The organism is Buttiauxella cochleicola, from assembly GCF_021283185.1.
Taxonomy (GTDB): Bacteria; Pseudomonadota; Gammaproteobacteria; order Enterobacterales; family Enterobacteriaceae; genus Buttiauxella; species Buttiauxella massiliensis.
Window position 1 is genome coordinate 137,396 of record NZ_JAJSOS010000010.1, and the last position, 15,488, is coordinate 152,883.

Below are 15,488 nucleotides of genomic sequence, written 5' to 3' on the forward strand. Positions count from 1 at the left end.
AGATGCAGCCACGGGAAGATAGCAAACACGCCGCAAGAATTAAACGTGTTGAACCCCACGCAGACCAGATGTGTTCACTATCTGTACTTAAAGTAAATTATTATCAGCTACATGTGACAAATCGGGCATTTATTAAAAAAAAGGTTGCATCAAAAGCCGGGCAGAGTATAGTGCGCTTCCACGGACGCGGGGTGGAGCAGCCTGGTAGCTCGTCGGGCTCATAACCCGAAGGTCGTCAGTTCAAATCTGGCCCCCGCAACCAATTAAAAAGTCGCTGAGTTTAGCGCGGTGGTGAAAACCATTAGCAGTAAGTAGTTATACGGACGCGGGGTGGAGCAGCCTGGTAGCTCGTCGGGCTCATAACCCGAAGGTCGTCAGTTCAAATCTGGCCCCCGCAACCAACTACAAAGTCGCTGAGTTTAGCGCGGTGGTGAAAGCCATTAGCAGTAAATAGTTATACGGACGCGGGGTGGAGCAGCCTGGTAGCTCGTCGGGCTCATAACCCGAAGGTCGTCAGTTCAAATCTGGCCCCCGCAACCAACTAAGTCGCTGAGTTTCGCGCAATGATGAAAGTCATTTGGGTACTAAAGAAGTTTACGGACGCGGGGTGGAGCAGCCTGGTAGCTCGTCGGGCTCATAACCCGAAGGTCGTCAGTTCAAATCTGGCCCCCGCAACCAATATTAAAAGCACTCTCAGGAGGGCTTTTTTTGTATCTGAAATTCGCTCACACAGTTCTACTATCCCCTAAATAATCCGAGCGCAGCCAACACAGCTGCGGTTCGAAGTATAACGGGGATTAGCCGAGCCGCGCTAATCGCGCACTATCCGCAAAATAAGCCTTTATGCCTGCCAGAATAGACTCGGCCACTTCCTGCTGGAATGTCGCGGTGCGCAACTTTCGCTCTTCCTCAACGTTACTCAGAAACGCAGTCTCCACCAGAATGGATGGAATATCCGGGGCTTTCAGCACTGCAAACCCAGCCTGATCGACGCTGTTCTTATGCAGTTTGTTCACTTTCCCTAACCGGGCCAGCACTTCTTTGCCGAACTTAAGGCTATCGTTGATAGTCAACGACTGCACCATATCGAACATCGTATGGTCGAGATAACGATCCCCACTCTTACTGACGCCACCGATTAAGTCGGCGGCATTCTGCGTTTGTGCGAGGAATTTTGCGGCGGTACTGGTCGCGCCTTTGGTGGAAAGCGCAAAAACGGAGGATCCGCGAGCAGCCCCCGTGGTAAACGCATCGGCATGAATAGAAACAAACAGATCGGCACGCTGCTTCTGTGCCTTCGCTACCCTGACTTTTAACGGGATAAACACATCCTCATTGCGGGTCATGTAGGCTTTCATATTCGCTTCTTTATCAATCAGCGCTTTCAGGCGGCGAGCAATCTGCAGCACAATATCTTTTTCGCGCGTTTTGTTCGGCCCAATCGCACCGGGATCTTCCCCGCCGTGGCCAGGATCTAGCATGATAACAATCGGCCGGTCACGCCCGGCTTTACCCGGCTGTGGCCCTTGTTCTGGCGACGGCGGCTTGTCTTTATCCAGCTTGCCGTTGTTGTAATCTTCCAGCAATGCCAACAGCGGATCTTGCTCGCTATTCATATTCGCCGGATACAAATCCATCACCAGGCGCTCTTTAAATTCAGCCACCGGGGCAAGTCCAAACAGATGTGGTGTGACGTTCTGTTTGAGTTCAAAAACCATGCGTACGGTATGCGGGTCAAACTGCCCGACACGCGCAGATTTGATGAAGGGATCGTCAGCACGAATCTGGCCACCGATTCCTTTCAATACTGAATTTAAATTCACACCTTCAATGTCGACAACGACTCGATCGGGGTTACTAAGAGCGAACTGCTTATACTTAAGCTCCTTGTTCGATTCCAGCGTGACACGAGTGTAAGACGAAGCAGGCCAGACACGCACCGCCACAACCAGGCTTGAGGCAGCAAAGCCAACCTGGCTAACACTTAGCAGCCACATAGCGCCTGCTCCCTGGAGCAACCGGCGCCGAGTTATTAATGGACTGGAATCAGACATAGCTCTCCTGAGCGGTGTATTTCCGGGAATCGAATAATCAATTTTATTTTTTGAGCCGAAAACTTTAACGAAACAGGCCCGGACTGTCACTCATTAAAGGGTAAACATTCGCAATCAAGCACCTGGCAGGTTGAATGCAGAAATATCCGCTTTGTGGAAATTGCCGCTTGCACCGAAGGCAATAAAAGAATAAAAATACAGAAATTACGAATAATCATGCAATGAGGTCTGGCCGTGGTGAAGGAACGTAGAACCGAACTGGTACAGGGATTCCGCCATTCTGTTCCCTATATAAATGCCCATCGGGGAAAAACGTTTGTCATTATGCTTGGCGGCGAAGCCATCGAACACGAGAACTTTTCCAGTATCGTTAATGATATTGGGCTACTGCACAGCCTGGGGATTCGTCTGGTGGTGGTGTATGGCGCCCGCCCACAGATAGATGCCAATTTGGCTTCGCATAATCATGAGCCTATCTACCACAAACATACGCGTGTCACCGATGCAAAAACGCTGGAGCTGGTAAAGCAAGCGGCCGGTTTATTGCAGCTGGATATTACCGCGCGTTTGTCCATGAGTCTTGGCAACACGCCTTTGCAGGGCGCACATATCAACGTGGTGAGCGGCAACTTTATTATTGCGCAACCATTGGGCGTGGATGATGGCGTGGATTATTGCCACAGCGGGCGCGTGCGTCGTATCGACGAAGAGGCCATTCACCGTCAGCTTGATAACGGTGCGATTGTTTTGATGGGACCAGTGGCGGTTTCTGTAACAGGTGAAAGCTTCAACCTCACATCTGAAGAGATTGCCACGCAGCTGGCCGTGAAACTGAAAGCCGAAAAAATGATTGGCTTCTGCTCTTCTCAGGGCGTTATTGACGACAACGGCAATATCGTTTCCGAACTGTTCCCTAACGATGCGCAAAAACGTATTGAAGAACTGGAAGAAGCCGGTGATTACCACTCTGGCACCGTGCGTTTCTTACGGGGTGCTTTGAAAGCCTGCCGTAGCGGTGTGCGTCGTAGCCATTTAATTAGTTATCAGGAAGATGGTGCGTTATTGCAGGAGTTATTCTCACGCGACGGGATCGGTACACAAATTGTTATGGAGAGTGCGGAGCAAATTCGTCGCGCCACCATTAACGATATCGGCGGTATTCTGGAATTGATTCGCCCTCTGGAACAGCAAGGGATTCTGGTGCGTCGCTCGCGTGAACAACTGGAAATGGAGATCGACAAATTCACTATTATCCAGCGCGACAATCTGACTATCGCCTGTGCAGCACTCTATCCATTCCTGGAGGAAGGAATTGGCGAAATGGCCTGCGTAGCAGTTCACCCGGACTATCGTAGCTCGTCACGCGGTGAAGTGTTGTTACAACGTATTGCCACACAAGCCCGGCAAATGGGTCTAAGCAAGTTGTTCGTGCTGACAACCCGTAGCATTCACTGGTTCCAGGAGCGCGGGTTTATGCCGGTCGATGTTGAGCTGCTGCCAGAAAGTAAAAAAGAGATGTACAACTATCAACGCCGATCGAAAGTGCTAATGGCGGATTTAGCGTAACCAATAAGCTAGCCCTTTCCAGGGCTAGCTAAAACTCTCCATCAATCCGCTGCGTCTTTCCGTCTTTGTCACAATGGCTTTTTCCAGCACCCGATCATCGGCATACAAAGATAGCCTGCTTCGAGCACGAGTAATCGCGGTGTAGACCAGTTCACGCGTAACCACAGCGGTATACTGATTTGGCAGAACAAGGGCTGCGTGCTCAAATTCCGAACCCTGGGATTTATGCACCGTCATAGCATAGGCGGTGTCATGCCCCGGTAAACGACTCGGCTGCACTGATTTTATTGTGCCATCCGGCATCGGGAACCAGACGCGTAGCCCCTTGCCTCTATCTAACGCGATACCAATATCACCATTGAATAAGCCTAACGAACTGTCGTTACGCGAAATCATAATTGGCCTGCCGTTGTACCATCTTGAAGCAGTCTGATTTGGCCGCTCAATAAGCCTTTTTTGAATCAGTGCAAGTTCGATTCTGTTGTTCAGGCCACTGACGCCAAACGGGCCATCACGCAATGCACATAACAACTGATAACGCCCAAAAGCTTCAATAATAGCTACAGGCTCTGCGTGATTACGTATTAATTCCAGATACGGCCGATACCCATCCACTGCATCAGCAATCATCAACGCGTAGTCTTCAGTTTCGCGCAGTGGCTGCTTTGCGATATCGCCAAAACCTTTAGCAAACACCGCTTTAGCCTGTTTCACATCGCTTGCATTAACAGCATAGGCCAACTGCCCAATCCCTGATTTGCTATCAAAACGGTAGCTTTTTTGCAGCAGACAAAGCCCGTCTCGCAGCACGCTAGCTTCGATTCCTTCACCTGTCGCCAGTGAGTAACCCGTCAGTCGACTTAATTCGGCCGCACGAACAGGAGAATATCCGTGTGTAACATAATGGCAAATATCCCCGAGCACCGCCCCCGCTTCCACCGATGCCAATTGATCGCGGTCGCCTAAGAAAATGATCCGCGCATGTGCTGGCAACGCATGAATCAGCTTTGCCATCATTGGCAAATCCACCATCGAGGCTTCATCTACCACCAGCACATCAAGATGCAATGGGTTCCCTGCGTGATAGCGCAGACGTTGGCTGTTAGGTTGTGCGCCCAATAAGCGGTGCAAGGTACAAGCATCGCTCGGCAACGAGGCTTTTTGCGCATCATCCAGCGGCAAACGCCGTAGAGCGGAACCTAAGGATTCGGTTAAACGTGCAGCGGCTTTACCCGTTGGAGCCGCCAGCTGGATACGCAAAGGTTTTGCGTCCGACAGCTGAACAAGTGCTGCGAGCAATTTGGCCACCGTAGTGGTTTTCCCGGTTCCTGGCCCACCAGAAATAACTGAAATGCGTCGTGTCAGTGCCACGGCGGCGGCAACCTTTTGCCAGTCGATATCAGCTGTTGGCTCAAAGAGTTGATTTAGTACACGGATAATCTGCGTTTCATCAAGTGGGATTGCGCAGTTCTCTTCACCAAAAAATCGCGCGACAGACTGTTCGTTTTGCCACATCCGGTTGAGGTACAAGCGCTCGCCAATTAATTTCAGCGGTGTCGCCCCTTCATGCTCACTCACCGCATCAGATGTCAGTAGCAGCTCGCGCCAGTTGGCTTTGGTACCAACCAGAGCGAAAAGTTGCTCAGCAAAATCAGGTTGCCGCCCGGCAAAACAGAACTCCGGCTTTAAGCGCGAAAGCGGGATACACACATGGCCTTCACCTGCATCGTGACTGACAAGTGCCGCTGCCAGCATGACTGCGGGCTCGTCGTCACTGGCAATCATCATGGCGAATTGCGCATCCAATGCGCGCAACAATTTTTGCTCGACCGCCTGCTGTAGCAACGCAGACATTTTCATGGCGTAACCTCGTCCGTTTGCCCGGCAAACAATGCGTCCATCTGCTCAATTAATTGCACAGAAGGGCGTGTGGTAAATATTCCCTGTGACGAGCCATTGCTTTCAACCCCGCGCAAAAATAGATAAATAACACCACCAAAATGCCTTTGGTAATCGTAGTCAGGCATACGGTGGCGCAAATAGCGGTGCAGTGCCAGTGTATATAACTGATATTGCAGGTCGTAACGATGGGATTGCATCGCACCCGCCATCGCTTCCTGGGTATAGGCGCTGCTGTCTTCACCCAGCCAGTTGGATTTGTAATCCAGCAGGTAGTAACGCCCTTGCCAGCGAAAAACCAGGTCGATAAACCCTTTCAGCATGCCACGCACCTGTTTGAAGTTTAACGGTGGACAACCTGCCGATAACGAGTCATGTCCACGCACCAATCTGTCCAAATGTGCAGCCTGCAAATCACTTTCAATGGGTAGATAGAACTCTAGTTCGACCTGTTTTTCCTGAGGAGATAATTGGTTAAGCGAGACGCCCGAATCATTTAACGATGCCTGTAAAATTGTCTGCAGCCATTCAGTGACAATCGGCTGCCACTCTTCAGCAAAACCTTGCTCTGTGAGTTGCTTTGCAACCCACACATCGTCAATCGGCTGAGTAAAATCAATGCCTTCAAATAAGCTATGCAAAAATGTGCCCGGCCCGGCCCCACGCGGGAAGGTGTGTGGAGTTAGTGATGGCTCACTTTGCACTGGCACTACACCTGCAGCATCCACATCTAATCTGGGTAATAGATCCAGCATCTGGCTACTGCCATGTTGCTGCAAACCGGAGTAACTGGTTACACGCCAGTTATCAGCAACCTGCCTTTTCATCACTCTGGCACTTAGTTCCGGGAGTGCGGCACTGACAGGCTGCCACGGGGTGTAGTCTTCCGAGTGAGGTTCTTCGACGCTAATCGACTCACTGACCAGTTCCTGCAAACATGCCTGTAAACCAGCCGCATCTTTCGCTTCACCTTTTTGCAGAAGATACCCCAGCGCCCCAAGATGTAGATCGCTGGTCCCTTTTTTGGCACGATTCCCCTTAAACAATGGGGCGACACCAAGACTGCAATGCCAGATAGAGCGCGTCAAAGCGACGTACAGCAAGCGTAAATCCTCCGCCAGTCGCTCTTCTTCCGCAAGACTAAGACTCTCCTCATCGTCGCTTAAATCCAGCAGCGGTGAGAATGTTGAACGGTCGTGGTACAGACCACTGTTTTGCGCCCGATAGTTGGCGATGAATGGCAACCAGACCAACGGATACTCAAGCCCTTTTGATTTATGGATAGTGACAACCTGAACCAAATGCCTGTCGCTTTCGAGGCGTAGTTGTTGGCTAAACGCGTTGCTGTCAGGTTCAGCGACCTGTTGCGCCAACCATCGAACCAGAGCATGTTCACTGTCAGTTTGCGCCGCTTCTTCTTGTAGCAATTCGCTGATGTGTAAAATGTCGGTAAGACGCCTTTCACCTCCCGGCGTTGCTAACAAATTTTCAGCAATCTGGCGATGCGCAATAAGCGCTCGCAACATCGGCATTACGCCCCGGCGTAGCCAAATTTGTCGATATTCTGAAAACTCTTCAACCAACTGATCCCAGGCATTTTCATCGTTATTCAGCGCCTCAATCATTTGGGCATCAAGGCCAAGCATACTGGTCGCAACAGCACTTCTCAGTGCTGTTTCAATTTCAGGAGCCAGTACAGCCTGCAGAATCCACAAAATCTCTCGCGCTTCAGGCGTTGCAAAAACCGAGTCACGATTTGAAAGGTAAACAGAGGGGATATTTAGCGCGCTCAAAGCCTCGCGAACAATTGAAGCTTCACCGCGACTACGAACCAAAATAGTGATGTCTGATGACTGTACCGGGCGAGATGCCTCACCTTTCCACAATAGAGCCTCACCGCGCTGCCCGGCACTCAGCCAGTCGCGAATCTGCTGCGCACACTGCATGGCCATGATTTGTTGGTAATCACTCACACCGCAACCGTCACCCGACTGCGCCCAGAGCGACATCGCCGGCTGGTTCTTCCCTTTCATGGTAAAACGCAGGCCGCTGTTCTTCGCCGCGGCTTTCACTGCCATGAACGGAATTTGCTCGAATAAGAAGGGATTATCCAGTTGTTGGAACAGCGTATTTACGCTGCTTATCATTGCAGGTGATGAGCGCCAGTTAGTATCCAATGTGTAGTGGGCACTTACCTCATGACGAGCTTTCATGTAGGTAAAGATATCTGCCCCACGGAAAGCGTAAATGGCTTGTTTTGGGTCACCGATAAGCAACAGCGCCGTATCGGGCTGATTGATATATAAGCGCCTGAAAATGCGGTATTGCTGAGGGTCGGTATCCTGGAACTCATCAATCATCGCAGCAGGGAAACGGCCACGAATGGCGGCTGCAAGGGCATCACCACCCGGCTTATGCAGAGCTTCATCAAGACGCGTCAGCATATCGTCAAACCCGAGTTCGCCACGGCGAAGCTTTTCCTGCTGAACGGTATAGCGGATTTCAGCCATAGCACGAGCGATAACTAAATCACGCAGTGTTAATGGCTCACCCAATAAATCGTTAATCGCTCTGAAAACAGGATGCTGCGGCGGTTGGCCTTCTTTGGTTTTCTCGTCGAGCATCGACTGAGAGAAACGCTCAAGTTGGTCAGGCAATTTATAGGTAGTGGTTTCTGTCTGCGCCCATGCGCCAACAATGTTCAGCCAGTTAGGTAAGTTTTTGCTGCTGTAACTGCGGCGGTCTATCTTCGCCACACTCAGGAGTTGCGCAATTTCATCCGCGCAGGCACACCATTGTGCTTTCACATCTTCAATAGCGTTAATTATTTTCTGATGCCGTGCGAGTAGCGTTTCATCATCAGCTGGCGGCTGTTTAAGTACCGGCTGTTCACCTTGCAACCAGCTGTTTATGTCTCTGAGAAGTTCTTCCGGGCCAGCCCACTCCTCTGCCATAACCTGCGCGACCGGTTTAGGAAGCGGGTAACAATGGCGACGCCAGAAATCAGCACAGGCATTACGGCGCAGCCGTGACTCATCTTCAATGAGTTGTTGCTCAAACAGCATGCCTGATTCGAAGGCATTCAGGCTGAGCATTCGCTGGCAAAAACCATGGATAGTGAAAATGGCCGCTTCGTCCATTTGCTGTTCTGCAAGGCGTAAAACTTGGGCAGCCTGATGAAGATCTGGAATTTCAGCCAGCAGGTTTTGGAACAATGGATTGTCAGTGCGATTGCGTACACAGGCGATACGCAACTCATGAATATTGGCGCGAATACGGCCGCGGAGCTCTTCGGTCGCAGCCTGAGTAAAGGTAACGACCAATAATTCTTCAACGGAGAGTGGCCGGGGATGAGCATTTTGCCCACCCAGGCCAAGCAGCAAACGCAAATAGAGTGCCGCAATGGTAAATGTCTTTCCGGTACCGGCAGAGGCTTCAATCAGCCGCTCCCCCGTCAGAGGTAAACTAAGAGGGTCAAGCGGCTGAGCGATTCCGGTCATTATTATACCCATTGTCTTTCAAGTTGCAGGTGCCGTGGCCGCCATTACTTAGCGTCTACAAGCGGCAATGATTGCTGCAGAGAGCTGACCTCCTTCCAGGTTTTCCAGCCTTTCGGAGTGGCATAATCTGACTTGCCATTGTGGCTACCAGAAACTTGCGACAGTACAGCTATTCCCTGCGGTTCAATCACTGCCTGATGGAAGAAATCAGCCAGTTTTTGCGGCGTAAGTTTTTTAATTTCGGCGACTACTTTATCACGCGAATCAAAATCCAGGTTTCCGCGTTCGAAATCTTTGCTCAGTTGTGAAGCCTCCTGAGACAAGGTCTGCGGTGCCTGCATTATCTCACTGATCATCCCCTGCTGCATTTGAGCAAAATCTTCAGCGCTCATCTCACGCAACTTCTTTTCAGCCGTTGGGTAAAACGCTTTAAACCGCTGGTACAAGTAGGCTGGTTGCTTATCGTTACTTTGCAGCAAGAAACCAATCCCCCACTGGCGCCCAACTGACATCGGGAACGCAAACACGGCATAACCCAACTGTTCCTGGGTACGCAACTGGTTGTAGAACCAAGGCTGAATGATTTGCCCCAGCATAGAGCTGTAAGCAGTACTTACCGTTTCATCGAAACCTTTCGGGACATAAACTGCGGCCAGCGCTGAATCCGTGCTGCCTCCTGTTTTTTCAAACATCGCTAAATGTTTGCTATCAACAAGCACGTCTTTATTGCGGCACCACTCATTACCTTTGGTAGTCAGCTGGCTTTGTACGTTATGCGCAAGCTCTTTTGCCTGACCAGGAGACATATTACCCAGTACTAAAAACTCAGGTTTAGCATTAGTTTTTAAAACTTCCCGATAATCAAGCACGTCTTTTATCGTCAGATCAGGCAGCAACGCGCGGCGCGTTTCACGCTGGAAATATGGCACCTGCGACACCATCTGCACCGGCATAATCGCCTGATCGTAAGCTTTGCCTTTGTCTGCCGAATCCATCATTTGGGCATACCATGACTTTGCCTGATCCAACTGCTCTTGAGTCGGTGTATAGGAGAAATAGCCTTTTAGCAGTGCTTCAAAAAGCTGTGGCAAACGTTGGGTATAACCGTTGGCATTAACCATCAAACCGCTATTGGCATTTGTAGAGAAGCCAATACCGCCAATGGAGGCCTGGTTGCTTAACTCGTCCAACGCGATTCCAGCCAGATAGTCATTCAGGGCAAATAAGACCTGGTTTTTTGCACTATCCATCGCCTGTGGGTTACGCAGCACCATAGTTACGTCAGCTTTTGGTTCACTGGCAAAATAGTGACTTGGCATATACAACACACGCAAGCCTGGTTCTTTTACCAGCAACTCAGGGTGAGCATAGGTTTTATCTGGTTTAACTAACGTAAAGTCATCCGGGATGTACGGGTTCAATTGCGGCAATGCCAGTTTGATTGCTGCCGTTTTTTTCTGCCAGGTATCGAAGACTTGTGTTGTGATTTTATCGACCTGATAAGGCGCTTCTACAAAGTAAGCCGTTTTGTTATGTGGCTCTTTCGGGCTGATATACCAGACACGTGCATTTTGCGGCGTCATCATCTCCAGGCGAGCTTTAATAGCCGCTGGATCGTATTGATCGGCGATGTTGACAGCATCAAGTGTGTGCTCGACCGGCACGCGAAGCATGGTGTCCGCTAACCATTCAACGTAATCCATATCACGGGTTATTGATGGATAACGGAAGTCGAGATCGAGAACATGGGCAAGTTCGTCGAAATAACTTTTATCGACGCCATTCTCACGCAATTTATTTAAGTAACTGAAAATAGCCGCAACCACTTCATCACGCTGCGCGAGACCTTTATCAGTCAACGATACGGAGATTGCGAACACGCCACTATTACCGTTAACTAACGGGTCGGAATCGGCACGGATGCTATCCGCCAGCCCCTGCTTTTGCAGCCAGTCAGAAAGCGTATTATTGCTACGGTTACCAATCAAATAGCCAATTAATTCATCAGTTTTGCTGCGGAATTTATCGCTATTATTGTCGATACGGAATTCAACACGCACCACTTTGCGAGGCAATGCGGGGACGTAATGAATTACGATTCCTTTTTGCGCATCCGTGACAACCGGCACATTAATAACTGGCCGTTCAATGTTTTTATTTGGCACCCGGCCATAGGTTTCCACAGCAATTTTTGCCAGTTCCGGCAATGGTTTATTACTGTAAATAACGGCCTTCATCAGGTTCGCAGAATAATATTTATCACGGAAAGCTATCAGAGCATCCAGCAGCTTGCTGCCTGGTTTGTCGCGCAGAGTTTCAAGGTTACCGCCGGAAAAACGCGAACCCGGATGTGCAGGGTTGATAGTTTCAGCACTAACTTGCGCCATACGCATACCGTCACGGGCGCGAGCTAAGGTCAGCTCAGCATTAACCGCATTACGTTCACGTTCAGCATATTCTGGGGCGAGATTGGGTTCAGCGATAGCATCAGACAAACGGTCAACAGCCCCTTCCAGCGCATCGTTTTCCACTTCGAGATAAAACGCAGTGCGGTAAGTTGCAGTACTGGCGTTGTGGCTGCCACCATGCTTTTTGAGAAACTCTGACAGGCTATCCGGCTCCGGATATTTTTTAGAGCCCATCAGCGTCATATGTTCAAGATAGTGAGCCAAGCCAAGATGGTCGTTAGGATCTTCTAAAGATCCAACAGGAACAACCAACGCAGACAATGACTTAACAGCTTGCGGATCAGAAACCAGCAGCACTGTCATACCATTATCAAGACGTATAGCCTGATATTGACGGTTGTCTTTCTCACTTTTGCGGATAGTTTCCTGGATAGGTTGCCAACCCGTGTCTGCCTGACTTAATGGTGCCCAAAGGGCAACTAACAACAAGAAAAGCGGTTTTAACCAGGTGCTGCATTTAGGCATTCACAAACCTCATAATCACGAAACTTCCTAACTCACTCATCATTAACAACTTTTAAAAAAAATCTACTATTTTAGTTGTTTCTTTTTTCGCCAACCCTGAGCAAGTAGCGCATCATAGATGAACCTGCCGGGTTGTGCAATTTTTATACAGACATTTAAGCTTTATTGAAACGAAACAGCGGCAGTAAGTAGCGCTCCGCCTCTCTTATAATTGCCTCGTAGTAGTCTGGCTCGAGCGTACGATACAGTCGTTGTAACCACATATCGGCCCCCTCACCTTCAACTCTCTGATTCCCTTCCCAGGCCGCCAATAGTTTACTTTTGGCTTTCTGTTGCGTCTGCTCATCCCATAAAATGGCATCATTCGCGGGTTCATAACAGGCTTTTATCCATGCTCCACCACTCATGGGAAGCAATAAGAGCGGTTGTACTAATCCTTTCCGATAACCATCAATAAGTTGCTGGAGATAGCTTTTTGCCTGTTTCACATCAAGTGCAGGGAATTTCCACTCTGTTGAATCCCTTCCATACAGGCGGCTTTCACCATCACCTCCCAATGCACACCAGACAACATGTTCAATCCATAGCTGCAGACCGTGTGCCGGGTTGAGGATGGAAGGACGCCAGCGTAACAAGCCATCAGCCTGCACATCCGACAACCAACCTTCAAGCCTTGTTCCGTCTAAATCGAGCGAGACTTCCAGGCTGTTACCGTTTTGCCGTTCGGCTCTCACTTTTTGCGCCAGCTCAGCCATTTCTGTTAACTGGGTTTCCCATAAAATCTCACCGAAAGCTCCATACGGCAACGAGCCTGCCGCACGGTAGCGGCGGAATAGTTGCTGAGAGTCACCTTCCTGAACCAGGGTATTGAGCAGTTCCTGATTCATCTGGAAACGCTCAAGGCTATCTAATGTGAACGGCTCGGCATCGGGTAAATCGCTCTCTTCAAGTCGAAAATGGATACCCAGACGCATCTGGAAAAACGCTCGTACTGGATGACGCCAGAAACGCTGTAACTGGTCGAGCGTAATGACTTCCTGGCTCTCTTCTTGTAATGGTTGAATAAATGCCACCTGAGCCTGGCCCTGCTCACTTGCAGCAGGCAACCATTCGTTGGCATAGCTTTGTACAAGCGCTCCTGGCAAAAAATTACCAGCCTCAAAAGGAGTGCGATAATGCCGCTGAACCAGATGTTTTTTCACAAGCTCACTGCTTTCATCACAGGTCTGTTCCGTGTTCTGTGGCAAACAATGGCTTTGCGCGATGTAGTCCAGTAATTCATCAACCAGCACTGAAGGGTAGCGTTGGCTGTTGTCCTGAATAGACCGCCCGATATAGCTGATATAAAAACGTAATTGTGCCGAATTGAGGGCTTCAAGGAATAAGTAACGGTCATCGTCCCTGCGGCTACGGTCACCACGTTGCGGCTTCTGGCTCATTAGATCAAACCCAAGTGGCGCCAGCGTACGCGGATAAACGCCATCATTCATACCAAGCAAGCACACAACTTTGAAAGGAATGGAACGCATCGGCATCAGGGTACAGAAGTTTATTGGCCCGGCCAGGAAACGTTGACTGATACGTTCCTGATCGAGGCGCTGGGCCAGCTCGTCACGTAATAACGTCAGCGAGATATGTTCCTGGTAACGCGACTCAAGACCATATTTAATGATCTCTTGCCACTGCTGTTCAATCAGCGCCAACGCACCTTCTGTTTCAGTATCAGGCATGAAGAAACTCGATAACATGTCACGGCAGACTGTTGTCCACTCGGCTAATGGCCGGGTTACAGAGAGCTCCCTACGCCAGATGTTCAACTGCATTAGTAATTCGGCCAGTTGCCCGACAAGTTCAGCAATTAAACCGCTCGACTCATCGTAAGGGAGAATTGACTGCCATTCACCCGCCTGACTATCCATTGCATAACCCAACAGCATACGCGTGAGACCAAAGCGCCAAGTGTGCTGCCCGGTTGCGGGAAGATCCAATTCACGCACATTGTCGTCGTCAATTCCCCAACGGATCCCAGATTCATTGACCCATTGGCGCAAATAGCGCAGCCCTTCTTCGTTAATTGAGAAGCGAGCAGCCAGTGCGGGAACCTCAAGCAGCGCAAGAACATCCTGTGCAGCGAAACGGCTATCAGGAAGGGAAAGTAGAGAAATAAACGCCTGCAGAGCCGGGTGAGCCTGCCTGGCGCGACGGTCAGAAATCGCAAAGGGTAAGCGACGCTCACCAACAGCATTACCAAATACGGCCTGGATAAATGGGCTGTAGCTATCGATATCTGCCACCATCACGATGATGTCACGAGGAGTTAATGCCGGATCGGCATCCAGCATCGCAAGCAGTTGATCGTGCAGCACTTCGACTTCACGCTGAGGACTGTGGCATTCATGGAATGTCACTGATTGATCATTAAGGGCAAGAAGACGTTTCTTATGACTATGTTCAAACTCTTCTTCGGTTAATCCGGTGACAGCATTGTTTTGCAGCTCCAGCAAATCGTACTGCACATTGCGCAGCACATTGTCAGGCTCAATATCGACAAATACGTCAATCTCTTCAAAACGCTGTAATTCAGCTAACAAGTACGTGTAATCACGCCCCAACTTCCCCCATGAGGCCAGCAGTGGGTTGCCAATGTCTTGCTCACCATCGTCGTTGAACAATGCTGAGGCTGTGTCGCAATCTTTAAACAGTGGCAACGTGATGTCTCGCTGCGCGTGGCTGCGACGCCGACGGCTGATCAAGCGTGCAAGATAAGCGGGGTCTTTAATATCGCCCCAGTAGTAGCGGCAAGGGTTGGTAAACAGCAAATGCACGTCAATGTGCTTACCAAGTGCCTGTAGCGCCTGAAGATAAACCGGTGGCAATGCCGAAATACCACAAATAAACACACGCTCTGGTAAGCCCGGCGGGCATTCACTGCTTTTTTCCAGAGTATCAATGAAACGTTGATAGAGATTTGCACGGTGCCATTGCGGCTGTTCAAGTTCTTGCGTATGCCGTACCAATGCAGCCCAGAGCGGAGCCTGCCACAATTGGGCTTCACCCACATTGTCTACAAGTTCACCTTTTTCCCACAGGCTTAACCATGTAGGCCGATAAACTAAATATTGGTCATAGAGGTCAGCAATTCTTGAGGCCAACTGGGAGAGTTTTCGCCCATTTTCATCTTCTTCAAGATACTGACTCAGCAGTGAAAATTCAGGCTGCTCCAGCATCGTGGGGATGAGCGTCATCAATTTCCAGCTCATGCTTTGCTTGTTAAAAGCACTTTGCTCAGGAATGTTTGGTAACACACGTACAAACATGTCCCAGATGAAACTGGCGGGAAGCGGGAAACTAATATTCGCCGCGATACCAAATTTTTGTGCCAGGGTCATTTGTAGCCACTGAGCCATACCGGTGCTTTGCACCAACACCACTTCAGGCTGGAATGGGTCCGGCAACGGTTGCCTTTCCACAATAAATTCCATAATTGCTTCCAGCACATCCAGCCGGTTGGAATGGTAAACACGCAACATAGAATC

At 49.9% G+C, this 15,488-nt stretch carries 6 protein-coding genes and 4 tRNA genes; 5 read left to right on the forward strand and 5 right to left on the reverse strand.

The annotated features are described in order from the left end of the window. The first annotated feature begins 185 nt into the window (after positions 1-185). The 4 genes from LVQ76_RS16360 (at position 186) to LVQ76_RS16375 (ending at position 678) form a co-directional block, all read left to right on the forward strand. Positions 186-262, forward strand: a tRNA-Met gene (locus tag LVQ76_RS16360). Positions 263-324: 62 nt separating this feature from the next. Next, positions 325-401: transfer RNA gene (locus tag LVQ76_RS16365), tRNA-Met, on the forward strand. A gap of 62 nt (positions 402-463) precedes the next feature. Beyond that, a tRNA-Met gene (locus tag LVQ76_RS16370) sits at positions 464-540 on the forward strand. A 61-nt stretch (positions 541-601) separates the two neighbouring features. Next, a tRNA-Met gene (locus LVQ76_RS16375) sits at positions 602-678 on the forward strand. 119 nt (positions 679-797) lie between these two features. Here the strand turns inward: LVQ76_RS16375 and amiC are convergent. Beyond that, positions 798-2,054: an N-acetylmuramoyl-L-alanine amidase AmiC gene (amiC, locus tag LVQ76_RS16380; RefSeq protein ID WP_151993263.1), complete on the reverse strand. Its 1,257-nt coding sequence runs from the start codon at positions 2,052-2,054 to the stop codon at positions 798-800. 234 nt (positions 2,055-2,288) lie between these two features. Between amiC and argA the strand changes: the two genes are divergently transcribed. Then, complete coding sequence (argA, locus tag LVQ76_RS16385; RefSeq protein WP_064513409.1) at positions 2,289-3,620, forward strand: amino-acid N-acetyltransferase; 1,332 nt, start codon at positions 2,289-2,291, stop codon at positions 3,618-3,620. 24 nt (positions 3,621-3,644) lie between these two features. On the opposite strand, the gene recD is transcribed toward argA, so the two are convergent. The 4 genes from recD to recC form a co-directional block, all read right to left on the reverse strand. Then, entirely contained in the window at positions 3,645-5,480 is a 1,836-nt protein-coding gene (gene recD / locus LVQ76_RS16390) for an exodeoxyribonuclease V subunit alpha (RefSeq protein WP_232922066.1), read from the reverse strand. Then, positions 5,477-9,019, reverse strand: a complete 3,543-nt coding sequence (gene recB, locus LVQ76_RS16395; RefSeq protein WP_232922067.1) for an exodeoxyribonuclease V subunit beta — start codon at positions 9,017-9,019, stop codon at positions 5,477-5,479. The genes recD and recB overlap by 4 nt, the downstream gene beginning before the upstream one ends. A gap of 44 nt (positions 9,020-9,063) precedes the next feature. Continuing rightward, positions 9,064-11,952 (reverse strand): pitrilysin, encoded by a 2,889-nt coding sequence (gene ptrA / locus LVQ76_RS16400; RefSeq protein ID WP_232922068.1) that lies wholly within the window; start codon positions 11,950-11,952, stop codon positions 9,064-9,066. Positions 11,953-12,107: 155 nt separating this feature from the next. Next, positions 12,108-15,482, reverse strand: coding sequence for an exodeoxyribonuclease V subunit gamma (gene recC, locus LVQ76_RS16405; RefSeq protein WP_232922069.1), 3,375 nt, complete (start codon positions 15,480-15,482; stop codon positions 12,108-12,110). Positions 15,483-15,488 lie beyond the last annotated feature (6 nt).

Excerpts from the sequence above, each read along its gene's own strand:
- amiC (WP_151993263.1), bottom strand. The coding sequence starts at position 2,054 with ATGTCTGATTCCAGTCCATTAATAACTCGGCGCCGGTTGCTCCAGGGA.
- recD (WP_232922066.1), bottom strand. The coding sequence starts at position 5,480 with ATGAAAATGTCTGCGTTGCTACAGCAGGCGGTCGAGCAAAAATTGTTG.
- recB (WP_232922067.1), bottom strand. The coding sequence starts at position 9,019 with ATGACCGGAATCGCTCAGCCGCTTGACCCTCTTAGTTTACCTCTGACG.
- ptrA (WP_232922068.1), bottom strand. The coding sequence starts at position 11,952 with ATGCCTAAATGCAGCACCTGGTTAAAACCGCTTTTCTTGTTGTTAGTT.
- recC (WP_232922069.1), bottom strand. The coding sequence starts at position 15,482 with ATGTTGCGTGTTTACCATTCCAACCGGCTGGATGTGCTGGAAGCAATT.